The 18886-nt window shown below is 57.0% G+C and carries 19 protein-coding genes; 15 read left to right on the forward strand and 4 right to left on the reverse strand.

Annotated elements, in window-relative coordinates; genetic code table 11:
• Positions 1–15: 15 nt before the first annotated feature.
• From aprB to ACZ5K9_RS09855, 8 genes are all read left to right on the forward strand, one after another.
• Positions 16–462 carry an adenylyl-sulfate reductase subunit beta gene (gene aprB / locus ACZ5K9_RS09820; RefSeq protein ID WP_464271159.1) on the forward strand — a complete coding sequence of 149 codons (447 nt, stop codon included), beginning with the start codon at positions 16–18 and terminating at the stop codon, positions 460–462.
• 18 nt (positions 463–480) lie between these two features.
• Positions 481–2394 (forward strand): adenylyl-sulfate reductase subunit alpha, encoded by a 1914-nt coding sequence (gene aprA, locus ACZ5K9_RS09825; RefSeq protein ID WP_464271160.1) that lies wholly within the window; start codon positions 481–483, stop codon positions 2392–2394.
• 526 nt (positions 2395–2920) lie between these two features.
• Positions 2921–4186: an FAD-dependent oxidoreductase gene (locus tag ACZ5K9_RS09830; RefSeq protein ID WP_464271161.1), complete on the forward strand. Its 1266-nt coding sequence runs from the start codon at positions 2921–2923 to the stop codon at positions 4184–4186.
• Between the two features lie 4 nt (positions 4187–4190).
• Entirely contained in the window at positions 4191–6410 is a 2220-nt protein-coding gene (locus ACZ5K9_RS09835) for a hydrogenase iron-sulfur subunit (RefSeq protein ID WP_464271162.1), read from the forward strand.
• Positions 6411–6439: 29 nt separating this feature from the next.
• Complete coding sequence (locus ACZ5K9_RS09840; protein ID WP_464273955.1) at positions 6440–7603, forward strand: (Fe-S)-binding protein; 1164 nt, start codon at positions 6440–6442, stop codon at positions 7601–7603.
• 93 nt (positions 7604–7696) lie between these two features.
• Positions 7697–7951 (forward strand): hypothetical protein, encoded by a 255-nt coding sequence (locus ACZ5K9_RS09845; protein WP_464271163.1) that lies wholly within the window; start codon positions 7697–7699, stop codon positions 7949–7951.
• 56 nt (positions 7952–8007) lie between these two features.
• Positions 8008–8724, forward strand: a complete 717-nt coding sequence (locus ACZ5K9_RS09850) for a YkgJ family cysteine cluster protein (protein WP_464271164.1) — start codon at positions 8008–8010, stop codon at positions 8722–8724.
• Between the two features lie 11 nt (positions 8725–8735).
• Positions 8736–9530, forward strand: coding sequence for a YkgJ family cysteine cluster protein (locus ACZ5K9_RS09855; protein ID WP_464271165.1), 795 nt, complete (start codon positions 8736–8738; stop codon positions 9528–9530).
• A 51-nt stretch (positions 9531–9581) separates the two neighbouring features.
• On the opposite strand, the gene ACZ5K9_RS09860 is transcribed toward ACZ5K9_RS09855, so the two are convergent.
• The 3 genes from ACZ5K9_RS09860 to ACZ5K9_RS09870 all read right to left on the reverse strand — a co-directional run bounded on the left by ACZ5K9_RS09860 (position 9582) and on the right by ACZ5K9_RS09870 (position 11595).
• Positions 9582–9845: an Ogr/Delta-like zinc finger protein gene (locus ACZ5K9_RS09860; protein ID WP_464271166.1), complete on the reverse strand. Its 264-nt coding sequence runs from the start codon at positions 9843–9845 to the stop codon at positions 9582–9584.
• A gap of 251 nt (positions 9846–10096) precedes the next feature.
• On the reverse strand, positions 10097–10510 hold the full coding sequence (locus ACZ5K9_RS09865) for a DUF5663 domain-containing protein (RefSeq protein ID WP_464271167.1): 414 nt from the start codon (positions 10508–10510) through the stop codon (positions 10097–10099).
• 116 nt (positions 10511–10626) lie between these two features.
• A complete protein-coding gene (locus tag ACZ5K9_RS09870) occupies positions 10627–11595 on the reverse strand; it encodes a transporter substrate-binding domain-containing protein (RefSeq protein ID WP_464271168.1) in 969 nt (322 codons plus the stop codon).
• Positions 11596–11814: 219 nt separating this feature from the next.
• Between ACZ5K9_RS09870 and ACZ5K9_RS09875 the strand changes: the two genes are divergently transcribed.
• From ACZ5K9_RS09875 to ACZ5K9_RS09890, 4 genes are all read left to right on the forward strand, one after another.
• On the forward strand, positions 11815–12276 hold the full coding sequence (locus ACZ5K9_RS09875; protein WP_464271169.1) for an acyl-CoA thioesterase: 462 nt from the start codon (positions 11815–11817) through the stop codon (positions 12274–12276).
• A 73-nt stretch (positions 12277–12349) separates the two neighbouring features.
• A complete protein-coding gene (locus tag ACZ5K9_RS09880) occupies positions 12350–13519 on the forward strand; it encodes a homocysteine biosynthesis protein (protein ID WP_464271170.1) in 1170 nt (389 codons plus the stop codon).
• Between the two features lie 71 nt (positions 13520–13590).
• A complete protein-coding gene (gene larE / locus ACZ5K9_RS09885) occupies positions 13591–14412 on the forward strand; it encodes an ATP-dependent sacrificial sulfur transferase LarE (RefSeq protein ID WP_464271171.1) in 822 nt (273 codons plus the stop codon).
• A 35-nt stretch (positions 14413–14447) separates the two neighbouring features.
• Complete coding sequence (locus ACZ5K9_RS09890) at positions 14448–15437, forward strand: tRNA 4-thiouridine(8) synthase ThiI (protein WP_464271172.1); 990 nt, start codon at positions 14448–14450, stop codon at positions 15435–15437.
• Between the two features lie 9 nt (positions 15438–15446).
• Here ACZ5K9_RS09890 and nth read toward each other — a convergent pair whose 3' ends face one another.
• Positions 15447–16112, reverse strand: a complete 666-nt coding sequence (gene nth, locus ACZ5K9_RS09895; protein WP_464271173.1) for an endonuclease III — start codon at positions 16110–16112, stop codon at positions 15447–15449.
• A gap of 150 nt (positions 16113–16262) precedes the next feature.
• Between nth and ACZ5K9_RS09900 the strand changes: the two genes are divergently transcribed.
• The 3 genes from ACZ5K9_RS09900 to ACZ5K9_RS09910 are packed head-to-tail and all read left to right on the forward strand — an operon-like array spanning position 16263 to position 18709.
• Positions 16263–16445: a hypothetical protein gene (locus ACZ5K9_RS09900; RefSeq protein WP_464271174.1), complete on the forward strand. Its 183-nt coding sequence runs from the start codon at positions 16263–16265 to the stop codon at positions 16443–16445.
• The gene (locus ACZ5K9_RS09905) at positions 16442–16846 is read left to right on the forward strand and encodes a hypothetical protein (protein WP_464271175.1); all 405 of its coding nucleotides are present in this window, start codon (positions 16442–16444) and stop codon (positions 16844–16846) included. The genes ACZ5K9_RS09900 and ACZ5K9_RS09905 overlap by 4 nt, the downstream gene beginning before the upstream one ends.
• Positions 16847–16852: 6 nt before the next feature.
• Positions 16853–18709, forward strand: a complete 1857-nt coding sequence (locus tag ACZ5K9_RS09910; protein WP_464271176.1) for a RiPP maturation radical SAM C-methyltransferase — start codon at positions 16853–16855, stop codon at positions 18707–18709.
• Positions 18710–18886: the final 177 nt, after the last annotated feature.

Below are 18886 nucleotides of genomic sequence, written 5' to 3' on the forward strand. Positions count from 1 at the left end.
TTAGGAGGTGAAAAGATGCCTAGTTACGTCATCCTAGAAAAATGCGACGGCTGCAAGGGGCAGGACAAGACCGCGTGCATGTACATCTGCCCCAACGACCTCATGGTCCTGGACAAGGAAAAAATGAAGGCCTTCAACCGGGCCCCTGAAATGTGCTGGGAATGCTACAACTGTGTGAAGATCTGTCCGCAGCAGGCAGTGGATGTGCGCGGCTACGCGGACTTTGTCCCCATGGGCGCCTCGGTTGTGCCGCTCCGCGGTTCCGAAGACATTATGTGGACCGTGAAGTTCCGCAACGGCCAGGTGAAACGGTTTAAGTTCCCCATCCGGACCACCCCGGAAGGCCAGGCCAAGCCGTGGCCCGATGAGTGGCAGACGGGTTCCGACGACATCAAGAGCCCGGTGCTCTGCACGGAACCGGCTTCCACCTTGGCGGCCCAACTTCCCACCCTGAAGAAGTAACCCTAAGGAGGTGAACAGATGAAGCCTTCCGATTTCGAAACTGTACGCGTCGATACCGATCTTCTGATTCTCGGTGGTGGTATGTCCGCCTGCGGCGCCACTTTTGAGGCGTCCTACTGGGCCAAGAAATACGGCTTGAAGGTCACCGTGGTCGACAAGGCGGCGATGGACCGTTCCGGCGCCGTCGCCATGGGGCTTTCCGCCATCAACCAATACATCGGCTATGGCAAGGGCCAAAACACGGTGGAAGATTACGTCAAGTACGTGCGTCAGGACCTCATGGGCATCTCCCGCGAAGACCTGGTGTACGACATCGCCCGCCATGTGGACAGCTCGGTCCATCTTTTCGAAAAATGGGGTCTTCCCATTTGGAAAGATGAAAACGGCGAATACGTCCATGAAGGCCGGTGGCAGATCATGATCAACGGCGAATCCTACAAGGTCGTCGTGGCCGAAGCCGCCAAAAACGCTCTGGCTACGATGGGCGACAAGGGCCAGCTGTTTGAGCGCGTCTTCATCGTCGAGCCGCTTTTGAACAACGGCAAGTGCGTGGGCGCCGTCGGCTTCAGCGTCCGTGAAAACAAGTTCTACGTGTTCACGGCCAAAGCGACCATCGCCTGCATGGGCGGCGCCGTGCACGTGTTCCGTCCGCGTTCGGTGGGTGAAGGTTTGGGTCGTGCGTGGTACCCGCCGTGGAACAGTGGGTCGACGGCGTACTTCACGATCCGGGCCGGTGCGGAAATGACCTGCCAGGAAGTGCGGTTCATTCCCGTGCGTTTCAAGGACGGCTACGGCCCCGTGGGTGCGTGGTTCTTGCTGTTCAAGTCCCGCGCCACGAACGCTTTGGGTGAAGAGTACATGGTGACGCGCGCCGACGAGCTGCCCAAATGGGCGCCGTATGGCACCGGCAAGCCCATCCCGGCCAACCTGCGGAACTGGCTGGGTATGGAAGATGTCATGGCCGGCAAGGGTCCCATCTACATGAGGACGGAAGAGGCCATCGCCAACCTGGCGGCCAAGTACAAAGACGATCCCAAGGCCTTCAAGAAGAAAATGAAGGAACTGGAAGCCGAAGCCTGGGAAGACTTCCTCGACATGACCATCAGCCAGGCCATTCTGTGGGCCGGTATGAACATCCAGCCCGAAGAAAAGCCTTCGGAAATCGCGGCGGCCGAACCGTACTTCATCGGCTCCCACTCCGGTGCCTCGGGCGCCTGGGTGTGCGGTCCCGAAGACCTGATGCCGGCCGAGTACCGCAAGCAATGGGAACCCATCGGTGTCTACAACCATATGACCACCGTTCCGGCGTTGTTCACGGCAGGTGATGGTGCAGGCGCCTCCTCGCACAAGTTCTCCTCCGGCTCCCACGCCGAAGGCCGTATCGCGGCCAAGGGCGCCATTGCGTACATCTTGGACCACAACCAGGCCCCGGCTGTTGATGAAGCCCAAGTCGCCGCGCTGCGTGACAAGATTCTTGCCCCGTTGGCCCGGTTTGAAGAGTTCGCGCCCCTGTCCAGTGATCCGGACATCAACCCGAACTTCATCAAGCCGAAGATGTTCATGTTCCGCCTCCAGAAGATTATGGATGAATACTGCGCCGGCGTGTCGGCTCAGTTCACCACCAACAAGCACTTGCTGGAGCGCGGCCTTGAGCTCTTGACCATGCTGAAGGAAGACTCCGAAAAGCTGGCGGCCGAAAATCTCCATGAACTGATGCGGTGCTGGGAAAACGTGCAACGGATGTGGATCGCCGAAAGCCATCTCCGTCACGTCCTGTTCCGCGAAGAAAGCCGGTGGCCGGGCTATTACTTCCGCGCCGACTGCCCGGATATGGACGAGAAGAATTGGCATTGCTTCGTCAACTCGGTCTGGAATCCGGCGACCGGGGAATGGACCATGAAGAAGGTCCCGGTCATCCATCTGGATGTCTAAACCGATAGTCTGAAAACCTTACCCCCTGGGTGCCCCGCGTGGGCCCCAGGGGGTTTTTTAATGGAAAGAGCTCAAGTGCGGATTCTTGCCTCGCAAATGCCTCTGTGCTATGGGACCCGGGTGATCGTTCTCACAAACAGAAGCCCGGCTCGTGGGACGGAAACATCCCGGGCGGTGGCCTGCACGAGAGTTCGGGCAGAGGCCCTCGGCTTACAGAGCCTTGGAAAACCCGCCTTTGCGAGCATGCCTAGGAGATGAAAGGGCGGGTTGGTCGGCATTCCTCTGGGCGGTGCCGGATAACTCCGGTAAGGGTGCGTCGAGAGTCGTCGGGTGGGGATCCCGGAGCGTGTGAGTGATCGGGGAGCGGAGGGCCGTAATCGGGCGAAGGGAGAGAAGGGGTGGGGGCGCTTCCGCGGAGAACGAGAGCGTGAAACATCTCAGGCATCGAGGCCTTTGAGAGACAACCGGACGAAACGTTGTGGAACGGTGTGAGTTGGTGAGAACTCGGAGCATTGGAGGAGAATCCATGTCGGATGTGTCGAAGGGCCATCGCAGTATCTTGGTAGTAGGTGGCGGGATGAGCGGCTTAAGTGCAGCTCTCGAGGCGGCGGAAGCCGGTTTCCCGGTCTACATCGTGGAAAAGGAGCCCTATCTGGGTGGGCGCGTGGCGAGGATGAACAAGTATTTTCCCAAATTGTGTCCTCCTTCGTGCGGATTGGAAATCAATTTTCGCCGGATCAAGAATAATTCTTTGGTGCGGTTTTTCACCATGGCCGAGGTGACCAAGATCTCCGGTGAGCCCGGAGACATGGACGTGACGGTGAAGATTTCGCCGCGTTACGTCAACGAAAAGTGTACGGGTTGCGGGTTGTGTGCCGAGGCGGCTGAAACCCAGGTTCCCAATCCGTTCGATTATGGATTGAGCACCGTGAAGGCGGCCTACCTTCCTCACGAATTTGCGTTTCCCCTGCGGTACGTGGTGGCTCCGGAGGTCATTGGAACGGCCGAAGCGGAAAAGATTCGAGCCGCCTGTCCTTATGGGGCCATCGACGTGGAAATGAAGGAAAAAGTCTTCGATCTGAAGGTTGGGGCTGTGGTTTGGGCGACAGGATGGGCACCTTACGATGCGTCGAGAATCGCTTACTACGGGTCGGGTCAGATCAAGAACGTCATTACCAATGTGGTGATGGAAAGACTGGCCTCCACCAACGGTCCGACCCAAGGGGCCCTTCGACGTCCTTCGGACGGCGGCCCGATTCAGAAAGTCGCTTTCGTCCAATGCGCCGGATCTCGGGACGAAAACCATCTGCCGTACTGTTCGGGGATTTGTTGCCTGGCGTCCCTCAAGCAGGCGACCTACGTTTTGGATCAGAATCCCGAGGCCTCTGTGAGCATTTTCTACATCGACATGCGGGCCCTGGGAAAATATGAGGACTTTTATTCAAAAGTTCAGGCGGACAGCCGCGTGCGCTTTGTCAAAGGAAAACCCGGGGAAATCTGTCAGGACCCTCAGACAGGTCGGGTGACCGTGCAGGTGGAGGACCAGGAAACCGGGGCGATCCTTCGGGAAGCCTTTGATCTTGTGGTTTTGGCCACGGGGATGGTGCCCAGCACGGCGCAAGAGAAAGTTCCTGCCGACGTGTCTTACGATGACAACGGTTTCCTGCTTCCCGTGCAATCCGGCGGGGTCATTCCGGCGGGATGTGTCAAACGGCCGGTGGACGTGGCTTCTTGTGTCCAGGATGCGACGGCGGCAGCCCTTAAGGCGATTCAGGCGATGGTGAGGAGGTAGGCCAATGGAAAGGAAAATCGGCGTATATATCTGCACGGGCTGTGGCATTGGGGACGCTCTGGATGTGGCTGCTCTGATCAAGGTGGCGACCGGCGAACACAAGGTGCCCGTGTGCCGCCAACACAGCTTTTTGTGCAGTGAGGAAGGGCGCAAACTCATCGAAGACGACATGGCCCAGCAAGGCGTCAACACCGTGGTTGTCGCCGCATGTTCCCCACGGGTGATGACTGATGTGTTCGATTTTGGGATGGACAAGGTTCTGGATCGGGTAAACCTCAGGGAACAGGTCGTGTGGAGTCATCCGGCGGGGGATGAAGATACCCAGATGATGGCCGAGGACTACCTGCGCATGGGCCTGACCAAGGCCAAGGAGATGGAGCCGCCGGTGCCTTTCCAAGGGGAGAATCTCAGCAAGAGGATCTTGGTCGTCGGCGGAGGTCTCACCGGTCTCACGGCCGCAAAGGAAGCGGCCGCAGCGGACTACGAGGTTGTGCTTGTGGAAAAGGGTGATCGCCTGGGGGGCTATCTTCGATGTGTGCATTCCGTGCCGCCCCTGGGTCCGCCTTATGAAGAACCCCACCCAGTGAACCTTGAAGAGTTGGTCTCGGCGGTGAGCGGGAACGCCAAGATCAAAGTCTACACGGGGGCTCAAATCCAGAAGACCAGCGGGGCGCCGTGCATGTTCGACGTCACGATTCAATCCAACGGGTCCCAGGCGTTGGAGCGGGTTGGAGCCATCGTCCTGGCCACGGGCGCGGTGCCTTACGATGCCTCAAAACTGACGCACCTGGGTTATGGGAATCATGCGGACGTCATCACTGCAGATCGTCTCGAGGAAATGCTCAAGGAAGGCCGCGTGGTGCGCCCGTCCACCGGACAGCCGGCGGGGAGCGTTGCTTTCGTGCTGTGTGCCGGATCTCGAGATCCGGAGCATCTGCCCTACTGTTCGGCCGCGTGCTGCGTGGAGTCGCTGAAACAGGCCAAGGTACTGAAAACGCAAAATCCGGACATGCCCGTCTACATTTTCTATCGGGACATGCGAGCGACGGGCCAGTACGAGCTGCTCTACAAGCAGGTGCAGAAGGACGGGGTTGTTTTCGTGCGGGGGACGGTGACGTCGGTGGACGATGACGGCGCCGGGGCCTTGACGGTTTCCGCGCAGGACGTCCTGACGAGATCCCCGGTGACTTCCGAATCGGTGGACCTTGTCGTGCTTGCCACGGGGATGGTCTCCACGGCATCTCTCGGGAAGCCGTACAAGGCCCAGCAGCCGAAGGAAGGCGAAGAGGAAATGGAGGTTCCGGCGGACACCATCCTCACCTCCAATCTGCTCAACCTGGAATATCGCCAAGGTCCGGAAGTTCCCGCATTGAAATACGGCTTTCCCGATTCGCACTTCATCTGTTTCCCCTACGAATCTCGACGCACGGGGATCTATCCTGCCGGCACAGTCCGGGCACCCATGGATTACGCCCGAGCCGTCGAGGATGCTGCGGGGGCTGCGCTCAAGGCAATCCAATGTGTGGAAATGACGGCGCAGGGTAAGGCGGTCCATCCCAGAGCGGGGGATCTCAGCTATCCGGAATTCTTCATGCAACGCTGCACCCAGTGTAAGAGGTGCACCGAGGAATGTCCTTTTGGCGCGATCAACGAGGACGAAAAAGCCAACCCCTTGCCCAATCCCACACGATGCCGTCGCTGCGGCGTGTGCATGGGGGCCTGCCCGGAACGGATCATTTCGTTTAAGAATTACTCCGTGGGCATGATCGGCAATGTGATCAAAAACATTGAAGTGCCCGAAGAAGACGAGGAGAAGCCACGCATTGTCGTCCTGGCTTGTGAAAACGACGCCTACCCTGCATTGGATATGGTGGGTGTTCGTCGGGCCCAATACAACCCCTGGGTGCGGGTCATCCCCGTGCGCTGTCTGGGATCCATGAACCTGGTGTGGATCGCTGACGCCCTGTCCAAAGGGATCGATGGAATTCTGCTTTTGGGCTGCAAGCATGGCGACGATTACCAGTGCCATTTCATTAAGGGAAGTGAGCTGGCCAATATCCGAATGAGTAAGATCAAGGAGACCCTGGATCGTTTGGTGCTGGAATCGGATCGCGTCCGTTTCGAACAGGTTTCCATCACCGACTATGCACAACTGCCAAAGATTCTCGATGATTTCGCTGCGACTTTGGAAAACGTGGGTCCGAACCCTTACAAAGGTTTCTAACCGGGGCAGGAGAAAAACGGAAGGAGAGCATCATGGAACCGAAATACGTCTCGCTGGAGATGCGAGATTATATCGTGAGCATGGGTGCGGAGACGGTCAACTGGTGCATGCAATGCGGTCTGTGCACCAACCTGTGCCCATGGCGCTTGGTGCCGGGAGAGACCAGCGAAAAGTTCAACATCCGTCATATGCAGCGCTTAGGTCAAATGGGCATGGAAGGGTTTGAGGAGGAACACATCCTCTTTGCCTGCACCACATGCAGCATGTGCCAGAGCAATTGCCCACGAGGCGTGAAAATTGTGGATAATGTGCGGGCCATGCGATCCAGTATTGTGGGTGCCGGGATGGCTCCGGCCAATTTGCGGCCCATTTTAGGCAGCGCCCATGCCAACGGTAATCCGTGGTCGGGACCTCGAGAAAAACGGACGGCGTGGCAGGAGGGGTTGGACATTCCGACTTTCGGTCCGGAGACGGAATACTTTCTGTTTGTCTGCTGCCATTCCTGCTACGACCCCCGCAGCACCAAAGTGGCTCAGAGTATTGTCAAACTCCTCAAGGCCGCTGGAATCAGCTTCGGGGTCATCGGCAACGAAGAGAGCTGCTGTGGGGAAAGCATGCGGAAGCTCGGTGACGAGGAACTTTTCCAAAAGCTGGCCCAGTCCAACATCGAGCTCTTTAACGCCAAGGGAGTGAAAAAGATCATCACCACATCCCCGCATTGCTTGTGGACGTTTACGCAAGAATACCCCGAACTGGGCGGCCGGTGGGAGGTGATCCACTACACTCAACTGTTGGCCCAATGCCTTGAAGACGGCCGGCTGAAGCTGGCCAAAGGGGTGTCGAAGAAGGTCGCCTTCCATGATCCGTGCTATCTTGGCCGGCACAGCGGCATTTTCGAGCCGCCGCGCAAGCTTCTTGAGGCCGCGGTAAACGGCGGCGCTGTGGAATTGAGTCGATGCCGGGAGCTGAGCCTGTGTTGCGCCGGGGGCGGCGGCCGCATTTGGGCGGAAGTGCCTATGGGGGAACGTTTCGGTGAGTTGCGCGTGACAGACGCCGTGGCCAAAGGGGCTCAAGTCCTGGCCACGTCTTGCCCCTACTGCATGAACATGTTAATTGACGCGTGCAACAGCTTGGGCAAGCAGGAAGACCTGGAAATCGCCGAACTGTCGGAATTGCTGGCGGCAAATGTGTAAGGGTTTCCGGCGGTGCGCCCGACAACGGAACCCTAAGATGGAGGGGCGGGCGGTAATGCCCGCCCCTTGCCTGTTTCAAAAAAGGAGATGTCTGTGACCCCCGAAGGACTCAAGACGCAACAAAGGGATTACTTCATCGCTGAATGGGTGGAAGAGCAGTTGGTCATGACACCCCATTGTTTCTGTGGGCAGGAAGTGAACGAGGACTATTACTGCGACGCCTGCCGGAGACAGTGCACGTGCCAGGTGATTTTATGCCGAGACCCCCAGACGTTACGGGTTGTCCAAATGTTTTTGCACGGGAATCCGGACTTCAAAAATTTCCAGGCCTATCCCTATGAGTCTTGATGCACTCAGGGAACAGCCCAAGATGTGGTGAGACTCTTTTTTCAGAGGACATGTCGATGAGCCCTGCAGAAGACACGCCCGTGGTTTTCCACGCGGAAAGCCCGCTTCGTTTTGCTTGTCATCCCGATTTGCCCTGCTTTACGCAGTGCTGTCGTGATGTGAACATTTATCTGACCCCGTATGACATCTTGAGGCTGCGTCAAGCCTTGAAGATAAGTTCCGGGGAATTTCTAAGCCGATACACCCGCCACTACTTGGCCAAGGTCACCCACGTGCCCGTGGTCCAGCTGGCCATGGATCCTGCAACCCTTCGCTGTCCTTTTGTCAGCGACGACGGATGTCGCGTTTATGAAGCCCGACCGTGGGCTTGCCGCATGTTCCCCTTGGACTTGGGGAGAGAAGACGGGGCTTATCGTCTTCTTGCCGACAAGAAACGCTGCCTCGGCCTCCACGAAGGCACGCTATGGACCGTTGGGGAATGGCTGGAGACTCAAGGGGTCGGTCCGTACGAAGTCATGGATCGGGCTTTTCAGCAGGTCATGCCGGCAGATTTTCAGCCCGGACAAAGGATGGAAGCCGGATTGGGAAAGCTCCTTTACCTGGCGTACGATCTCGACCGCTTCGACGCCATCATGGACGATCCGCGCTTTCGAACCTTTTACGGGATTGATGAGGAACGCTACAGAAGGGTGCGGGACAACGAAGAAGAGAAGCTCCTTCTGGCATTCGCATACATCCAAAGCCAAATCGAGGAGCTTTTCTCGATTTTGTAGAAAGTGGACAAATGGACGAAACGATCGAGAGGAGCGCTCCCGAAAAAATCCGAGACCGTTTGCGACCCATCCAGGACGGCGTATTCCGGTTTGCCTGTCACCCCGGTGTGCCCTGCTTCACGGAATGCTGTCGGGATCTGAATCTCATGCTGACCCCTTACGATATCCTCAGGCTTGCCCGGCACCTCGGTCTTTCCACGTCGGCTTTCCTGGACCAGTACACCGACGTGGTGGTCGCTGAGGGGAGCCCGCTACCTTCGGTAGTCCTCAAGATGCGGGAAAATGAAAGGCGCACATGCCCCTTTGTGCTTCCCGGCGGTTGCCAGGTCTATCCTCACCGCCCCTCCGCATGCCGCACTTACCCGCTGGCCCGAGCGTCCCGAAAACATCGGGTGCACGGGACGGTGCTGGAATCTTTCTATTTGGTGGTCGAAGACCATTGTCGGGGATTTGACGAGCCGCGCACGTGGACCATTGCGGAGTGGGTTGAAAACCAAGGACTGGATGTCTATCACCGCATGAACAACGAATGGATGGACATTGTCACTCACCCCCGCGTGCGCCAAGGCCTCACTGAAAAACAAATCCCCATGTACTATATGGCCTCATACGACCTCGACCGCTTTCGATCTTTCGTGTGTGAAAGCCGATTTCGGGACATGTTTGACACGGGGGGACTTGACGTCGAGCAGGTCCGTCAAGACGACCAAATCCTCTACGCGCTCGCCATGTCGTGGCTCAGGTTTTTCCTGTTGGGTGAAGGCCCCCTTCGGCCAAAAGAGCGTCTGCAGGCAAAAACAACTTAACGAAGAAGGTCCAATGGCAAAGGACCGGCCTTGCCGGTCCCTCGAACGTTCCTAATCTTCGATGATTCCGGATTTCAGGGCATCCGCCGACCACACAGGCAAAGGGCCGCGATATCCTGTGTCAGGGTCATATCGAAACCGATAAGACACCCGAGTGCACACAGTGCGTTCCATTTGGGACCACCCGCGCACAAAGTACGGACACTCATCGTTAAAGCACACCCAAAAGTATTCCGAAGACCACGTGGAGAACTCTGGGGTTCGCCATTTTTTCATCTGACTTCCGCAATGGGGACATTTGGTGAGATCTTCCATTCGTTGTGACTCCCTCTATGAATGTTTTCGCTCTTTAAAGTTGCTGATGCCTTGCAATCTAAGGTTGCTCAGGTGGCGGGGCAAGCCCCGACCCGACGGAAAAGGCTACGACCTGGATGCCGGCTCCTGGATGCTTCACGGATATGGCGACCCATACGAATCCGGACGCATCGGGCTCTCCCAGAGGCTGTTGAAAGGTCGGCCTCCCAAAGGCTCCAGATGGAAGAACCGACAGGGACGACGATCTCCCGTCAGCTCGAAGATTTTTCCGAGGCGGCCTCGGGGTTTTCAAAATCTTTCGGGTCGAAGCGGCGGTTTTTCATGAAAAGTACTGTAAACTGTTTCATGGTTTCTTTCATGACTTCCTGATAGTGAGGCACATGTTTGTCGAAGATTTCTTCGACCTTTTTGTAGCTCAGCTTCGAAAGGTCCTTCGTGAGCTCTAGATACTCCTCACGCTTCTCTTCAGGTAGGGCCTTGACCATGTTTTGACCCAACAGATTTTCGAAAAGTTTGTACATATCGTCTAGAAGCTTTTTCAGAGCTTCAGGGCTGTGTTGTTCACCCTTTTTGTCCACAAGAGCTTTTAGAAAATTGACGATGTACGGGTTGCGGATGTTTAAAGGGGTGGCTTCTTCATAGGCCAGGTCAATCGGTGTCGGCATGGTGTCATCCCTCTTTCGATTATTGGGGTTTTTCGGGCGCTGTGCCCCGGAAGTCAGCGAACTTTACCACGTTCGAGACGCTGTTGTCAGGACTTTGGGAGTTTCTTGGCGGGCCTTCATTCGGACGCGGCTTTTTTCTTCTGCTGCTCGCCTTCCTTGAAAGCTCGAAGTTCCGCATAGATTCTTTTCGAACATTCCGGACACACACTGTGGGTGAAGGTCACGTCGGCGTGCTGGGTGATGTAGCTTTCCAACTGGTTCCAGTAGCCTTGGTCATCACGGATCTTCTTGCAGTAGGCGCAGATGGGAAGCAACCCGCGAAGCTTCCGGACGTTTTCCAACGCCTCGCGAAGCTCCTGGATGAGGCGTTCCTTGTCTTTTTCCACATTTCGGCGCTCGGCGATTTCCGATTGCAGCGCATTATTTTTGCGGCGCAGTTCAGCCAACACTCTCAGGTGTTCCTGGGCCCTTTCCTTGAGCCGATAACGGTAAAGCATGTAGACTCCCACGGTCCAGAGTCCAAGGAAGGAGGCTCCCAGCATCGTCACGGTCTTGATCCTGGAGCGCGGCAAATAAACCCAATCGCCCTGCGGCCACCAGTGAAGGAGCACACTGTGCCGGTCTTCCTCTCTCAGTTGTCGTAATCCCTGGTTGATCCCTTCCAAGAGGTCTGTTCGGTCAGGATGCACGGCCGCACGGATAGCGAACCCATTGTCATGGGCCGTGGCCGAAGGATCCCGAGAAACGATCACAAAAGGTTCACTTAAGAGAACGTCGGTCCGGGGAGCGGGTGGGAAAACGCCGATCCAGACGTCAGCCCGGCCGTCAAGGACTTGGCTTTCCGCGTCCGAGGTCTCGGAGAGCACGAAACGCACAGGGATCCCCGTGCGTTGTGTCCAGAGTTTCCACAGGTCGATCAGCATCCCTGCCGGTTTGCCCGACGGGTCCGTGTAGGAAAACGGGATGTGATTTTCCTGAGCCACCACGGTCAAGGTCTGCCCGGATGCCGCCCCGAAGACAATTCGGTGGGTATGGGCACAGAAAAAACATAACGTGCAGAAAAAGAGAACCGCCTTGGTGTTCATGGCGCCGGACCACCCAATCCTTTTGGGGCCCCCATAGGCACGGACGACGTAGACTTGGCAACAGGTCCTGGGACGCATTTCTCACCCGTGGAATGTCACTGCATCCTAGTTCAGAGTGGGCCATTTGAAAAGGGGAAACCCGGACAAAAAATCTGTGAGCATGTGTGAAGTGGATGTTATGCTCATTCTATCGTTAACCCGGGGAGAAAGGAGGCCGTCATGCCCGAACTACCCAAAGATGCCCCACCGAACTGTCTGGAAATCCCCATCACGATCCGTTTTGGGGATACGGACCCCTACGGGGTCGTCTATTTTGCTTCTTATTTTCGATATTGCCATCATGGCATTGAGGAACTCATGCGCCATGTGGGGTGTCCTCCCGAAAAATACTTTCGGGATTTGGATCGTGGTTTTGGTCTTCCCATTGTGGGAGCCTCCTGCGACTTTTTCCGGCCTGCCAAATATGGTGACCCCTTGAGGCTCCGAGTCGGCGTGTTCAAAATGAGCTTGCGTTCCATTACCTTCGCTTTTTACTTCTTTATTGAAGGCCGACCGGATGTGGTGGGGCGAGGTCATGCTTCCATGGTGGCTATTGACAGAACGTGGCGATCCTGCCAACTTCCGGAGGAATTGCGGCGGGCTTTAGAAGGGTACATTTTTTTCCAAAATGAGACGCTTTAAAGAAAGACCGGGGCTCAGGTCGAGGAGTCGTGTCGGTCTCAGGGCTGAGACTTTCGATGGGGGTGAAGGATCCATGGCAAAGGTTTCCAGGACATACGAAGAGATCAACGAGCGGATCCGAAAAGGTCAAGCGGTGGTTCTGACGGCGGAAGAAATGACACGATTGGTCAAGAAAGTGGGTCCGGAAAGGGCGGCCCAAGAGGTGGACGTGGTGACCACCGGGACTTTTGCCCCCATGTGTTCCTCTGGAGTGTTCATCAATTTCGGGCATACCCAACCGCCGATCAAAGCGGCCAAGGTATGGCTCAATGATGTGCCCGCCTATGCCGGCCTGGCCGCTGTGGACGTGTATCTGGGAGCTACGGAGCCGGCCTTCGACGATCCGTTGAACAAGGTGCATCCGGGGACGTTTGAGTACGGCGGAGGGCATGTGATCCACGACCTTGTGAGCGGAAAGCCCGTGCGTCTTCGGGCAGAAGCTTACGGCACGGATTGCTACCCGAACCGACACGTGGAAATGACCGTCACCCTTCAGGATCTGCCTTACGCCGTGCTGTGCAACCCAAGAAACGCTTATCAAAACTACAACTGCGCGGTGAATCTCTCAAAGAAAACGATCTACACCTATATGGGGACTCTGAAACCGCGTCTGGGCAACGCCAACTATTCCACCTCCGGGGAGTTGAGCCCGCTCTTGAATGACCCGCACTATCGCACCCTAGGCTTGGGAACCCGGATTTTCCTTGGAGGTGCAGAAGGTTACATCGTCTGGCATGGTTCACAACACCGACCGGACGCACCCCGTCTGGCCAATGGAGTTCCTCGAATGCCGGCGGGGACGTTAATGGTTGTCGGCGATTTGAAAGAAATGAGCCCTCGATGGTTGATGGGGGTCAGCATTCAGGGGTATGGTTGCTCCTTGGCTGTGGGTATCGGGGTGCCCATTCCCATTCTGGATGCGGAGATGGCGGCGTATACCGGGGTCTCCGACGCGGAAATCGTCACCCAAGTCAAGGACTACAGCTTCACACAGTCCGAGCCGCTTGCGGAAGTCAGCTATGAGGAGTTGCGATCCGGCCGCATTCGCATCGGGGAAAAAGAGGTGCCGACAGTGCCCTTATCCAGTGTGGTTCGAGCCCGGGAGATCGCTGAAATTCTCAAGCGATGGATCGAGGAAGGTCGCTTTGAATTGGGCGTTCCTCAGCGCCTGCTTCCTAACCCTATGAGACCTGTGAAAAGCTGATGAAAAGAGCCACGGAGCTTCCAAGACCCTGGTGCCCGGGGTCCGGTCAGGCAGACGACGAGGACAAATCCTTGTGGGCTTCGGGCGCAGCCAAAAGAGCCTATGTGGCAGCGGGGATTGACTCGGAAAAGCTGGTCTCCTTGGAAGCTGCCGTGGCCTCGTGGACAACGGTCGCCGTGGCGTATTCCGGAGGGGTGGACAGTACGCTTTTAGCGTGGATTCTTGGTCATGTCGTGGGGAAGCAGATCCACCTGTATCTTGTGAAGAGTCCTTTCCTTGCGAATCGGGAAGAAATGGCGGCCCATACGGTGGCCGGGACATTAGGCTTTTCTCTCTCGGTGCTCTCCGTGGATCCTCTCGCTGAACAAGCCGTCCGGGCGAACCCCCCTGACCGGTGTTATCATTGCAAGGCGATCATGACGGAGGCCATCGACCGGCATCGTCCGGATGGGGCCGTGGTGGTGGACGGATCGCACGCAGATGACGCTTTAGAGGATCGCCCAGGCCGCAAAGCCCTCATGGAAAGAGGGGTCCGCAGCCCTTTTGCGTTGTCGGGGTGGACCAAGGAGGACATCCGCCGGGTGGCCCGCCTTGCCGGGCTCCCCAATGATAGCAAGCCGTCCCAGTCATGCCTTGCAACCCGAGTCCCCTACGGGACGCCGCTGGAAGCCGGAATCTTGAAACGCATCGAGGTGGCCGAGGACTTCCTCTATCGTCTTGGGTGCACTCACGTGCGCGTCCGGTGGCAGTCGGGAGACGCCAAAATCCAGGTGGGATCGGCAGACCGGGTATTGCTGAGCCGCTCGACGGTGTGGGAGCGTCTCCTCGGCCATATGGCCAAGCTCGGTTTTGCCCGAACGATTCTGGATCCCGCCCCGTTACGGTCGGACTGACCCAACCTTGGACCCAACAGAGATCCATTCGACCCATGGAGAAAGTCAGAGGGAAAGGCATCGGATTGATGTCCGGGGGCTTGGACAGCATTCTTGCGGTCAAAGTGCTCCAGGAGCAGCCTCTAGAGCTTTTAGGAGTCACCTTCGTCACCCCTTTTTTCGGCCCGGAGCCCGGGCTTAAGGCTGGTCGTCTGGCGGGACTTCCCACGAGGGTTGTGGACATCGGCGAAACGTTTCTTGAAATGCTTAAAAATCCGCCCCACGGTTACGGACGACATATGAACCCCTGCGTGGACTGCCATGGCCTGATGCTGAAGGAGGCGGCCAAGATTTTGCTCGCTGAAGGCGCCGATTTTCTCTTTACCGGGGAAGTGGTCGGACAGCGCCCCATGAGCCAACGGCGGACCGCCATGAAGATCGTGGAAAAAATGTCCGGACTTTCCGGGCGCATCCTCCGGCCCCTCAGCGCCAAACTCTTGGAGCCGACCATCGTGGAAATGCAAGGTCTTGTGGATCGGGAGAAGCTTCTGGACATTCATGGGCGAGGCCGCAAACGGCAAATGGAGCTTGCCGCCCGTTACGGAATCCGAGATATACCCCAGCCGGGCGGAGGCTGCATGCTCACCAAGGAAGGCTTTGCGAGAAAACTGAAGGAACTTTTCGCCGTCATGCCCCAAGCGGGTACGGGCGATGTGGAGCTCCTCAAATGGGGCCGCCATTTCCGCCTTGGGGCCTCGTGCCTTTTAACCGTGGGAAGAACAAAATCGGAGAACGAACGCTTGTGGGCCATGGCCCGGTCCGACGATGCGCTCTTCCGGGTTCCGTCCTATCCGGGGCCGACGGCGGTCCTCATCGGGACACCCAAATCTCGGGCCCATTTCCGCATGGCGGCGATGATCGTGGCGGCCTACAGCGACGTGGCCCTCGGGGAACGGGTGGAAGTTTGTTGGAAACAGGGAGCGGCACAGGGTTGGATCCGGGTGAAAAACGTGGGCCGGGATCCCTGGGCCGGACGCCTTCTCTGAATGGGGTCTTCACGTCTGCAGTCTATGCCGATAAAAGTCGCACACGCCTTTTAACTCACAGGATTCACACAGGGGGTTCCGGGACCGGCACACCTGGCGGCCGTGCTGGATGAGCTGGTGGGAGAGACGAACCCACGTGTCCTGTAGAAAGAGCCCGCAGAGATCTCGTTCGATCTTGGCCGCCTCCTGGTGGTCTGTCAGACCAAGCCGTCTGGAAACTCGAGCGGCATGGGTGTCGATAGGGAGGGCTGGTACCCCGAAGGCATTCCCGAGAAGGACGTTGGCCGTTTTCCGCCCGACGCCGGGCAACTGGACGAGAGCCTCCAAGGTGGAAGGGATGTCGCCACCGTGGTTTTCCACCAGTATTTGGCAGGCTTTCTTGAGGCTCTGAGCCTTTGCCCGGTAAAGCCCCGTGGAGTGGATGCAGGTTTCAAGGTCCTCGACGGGAGCGTGAGCTACGGCGAAAGGCGAAGGATATCTTTCAAAGAAGGCCGGAGTGACCTTGTTCACTCGTTCATCCGTGCACTGGGCGGAAAGAACGGTGGCGACCAAAAGCTGAAAAGGAGTTTTGTAATTCAAGCTGCACCGGGCGTCAGGGTACAACCTGTTCAAGATGGCAAGAACCTCCTGCGCCTTTTGCCTTCGGGATTCCTGCGGGTTTCTCGCATTCTTCATGAATTTCGGCTCTTTTCCCGCTTGCCGGATGAGGTCCCATCCGAGATGCTGAGACTTCATGGAACAAAGTTCGTGTTGGATTTTACCCGACATGATCTTATAATCCAGGACAAAAGAGGTGTGGACTCGATACGAGGAAAGGAGACTTCGATGACGACCCTGCGCCAAGTCTGTCACTGCGAAAACTGCGGCAACGAAGCGGATATGGTGATCACCTGCAATTGGGTCGAGGTGGAAGAACAACCGGGGGTGGTTTCCAAGAAAAAGAAGGAAACGAGGAAGTGCACCATTTGTGGCAATGAAGCCGACATGATTTTGGACGAGGACGAATGAAAAAGCACGAATCATGGGGGATCGATGTCGCGATGAGTATGGCCCGTTCGAAGAGACCGGTTCCCAAACACATTATTGTCTGCCCGTTTTGTGAAGTGGGGCAGCCCATCCCTACGGATTTTGACGCCATCCACAGATGTCAGTGCGGGGCGTGTTTCAAGGTGTGCGGCCATCACGCCCTGGAAAACAGTATGTCCGACATTGCCGAAGAATTATGGGAGGAGGATGAGCTGGACTTCATCCGATCTGTCCCCATGGATTTTTGTAATGTCGTGGTGGAGCGGGATTTCGACCGGCTGTTGGACCTGAAGCAGACGGCGGATCCCAATGAAATTGCTCGATTTTGCAAGTACGACGTGGGCGCTCCCCTCAACCTCGTCTGGGTGAAAAGGCTGTTTTAGCGTTCCATGCGGGTCATCCTGGTGTCCATGCCATGGGCCCTGGCCGATCGCCCATCCATTCAACTCGGAACGCTGAAGGCGTTTGCCGATCGGCACTTTTCCAATCGGATCCACATCACGGCGGCCCACCCCTACCTGTCTGTGGAAAGGGTTTTGGGCCGCCTGCTTTATGCCCGTCTTGCGGAACGCAGTTGGCTTGGAGAAGCCGTCTACGCCGCATTGCTCCATCCGGATCGCTTTCCGGTCTGTGAGAAGTTGTTCTGGAAGCAATGGCCTCGCAAAGAGGCAGGCCGTCCCCCGGATTTCCTTCAAATTGTTCAGAAAATACAGCAGTTCCACGAAAGCATGGCTCTCTGGACTGAGTTGGAACAGGCTCAGGTTGTGGGTCTATCCGTTTGTTTCGCCCAATTATCCTCATCCCTCTATCTCGCCCGAACGCTGAAAGCGCGGGTTCCGGGTGTGCAGATTATCGTCGGGGGAAGTGTGGTGAGCGGTCTTCTGGGAAAATCGCTCATGGAGGCATTCCCTTGGATCGATTTCGTGATCAGCGGCGAGGGAGAAAAACCTTTAGTGCAACTTTTGTCCCGCTTCCTCAGCCTTGAAGGTGAAGCCTGCCAAGACGGCGAAACCTGGGCCCCGGGGATCTTTTACCGCACCGAAACCGGTGGGGTGTCCGGCGGGGGATTCAGCCAGATTACGGACGTGGACAGCTTGCCCCTGCCCGACTACACCGATTTTTTTCAGGAGGCCCACAGAAGCCAGGGGCCGACGCCGATTTTCGCGCTTCCCATAGAATCCAGCCGGGGCTGTTGGTGGCACAGGGCGCGTAAAGACAAGCCGCACAAGAGGGCCTGCCGGTTTTGCAACCTGAACCTCCAATGGCGTGGGTACCGTTCCAAGGAGCCTGAGCGGATAGCGGGTGAATTGCAGGCATTGTCGGAAAAATATCAGTGCCTCCGGTTCGTCTTTGTGGACAATGCCCTGCATCCGACGAAGCTTTTGGAGACGACGCAAAGGATTCAGCGTCTCGGCAAGGATTTCGACCTTTTCGGGGAGGTGCGTTTGCCGCTTTCACGCGCTGAGGTCAGCGCCCTTCGGCACGCGGGTTTTCGGACCATTCAGGCGGGCATCGAGGCCATGAGTGACCAGTTGCTGCGCCGCATGGGCAAAGGGACCCGGGTCATCGACAATGTGGCGTGGATGCGCCATTGCGAAGAATTCGGGATCGAAAACCGGTCGAATCTGCTCATGGAGTTTCCTGGCAGCACGCCGGAGGACGTCCACGAGACGTTGGAGACTCTCCAAAAAATCCTGATATTTCGGCCACTGAAAGGTGTGCGATTTTGGCTGGGAGAGGGCAGCCCCATGGCGATGGACCCTCGGAGTCATGGGATCTATAGAGTGGTGAACCATCCTCATTATGCGGCTCTTTTCCCCGAACCGGTGGCCAGCCGTGCGTGCTTCATGGTCAAAAGCTATCGGGCGGATAGAGAACATCAGAAAAGCTTGTGGCGACCCGTGTGGGACTTCCTTCGGAAGTGGCATCGGGACTATGCGGCCTTTCGGAGGTCTCCGGGCGGGGGCAAGCCTATGTTGGGGTACAGCGACGGGGGGAGTTTTCTGCTCATCCGACGGCGGGCTTGCCACGGGCGGGTGGTGGACACATACCGCCTGCGTGGCATTTCTCGGGATGTCTATCTGAGCTGTCTGGAACCTATGACTTTAGAAGATATAGAAAAAAGATATCCGCGTTTGTCACAAGATACGCTGCGGGCATTCTTTCGGGACACGGTCGGTAAGGGGCTCGTTTTCGAGTCTCATGGGTGGTTTTTGAGTCTTGCTGTGCGCGAAGCCAACCGCTAGTCTTTTCCACGTGCCGTGGGCCTGGACCTAAAAGTCCGCGGAACGCTAGATGTGGCTTGACTCCTTGGTTTTTGTTGTTTAGGGTTGGAGAACGGAAAGTTGAAAGTTTTCACGAACGTCCTCTCTCGACAAGGGACCGGATGGAAAAACACCCATAAACCCAAGGCCGTTTTGACA

The organism is Desulfosoma profundi (genome assembly GCF_055387865.1).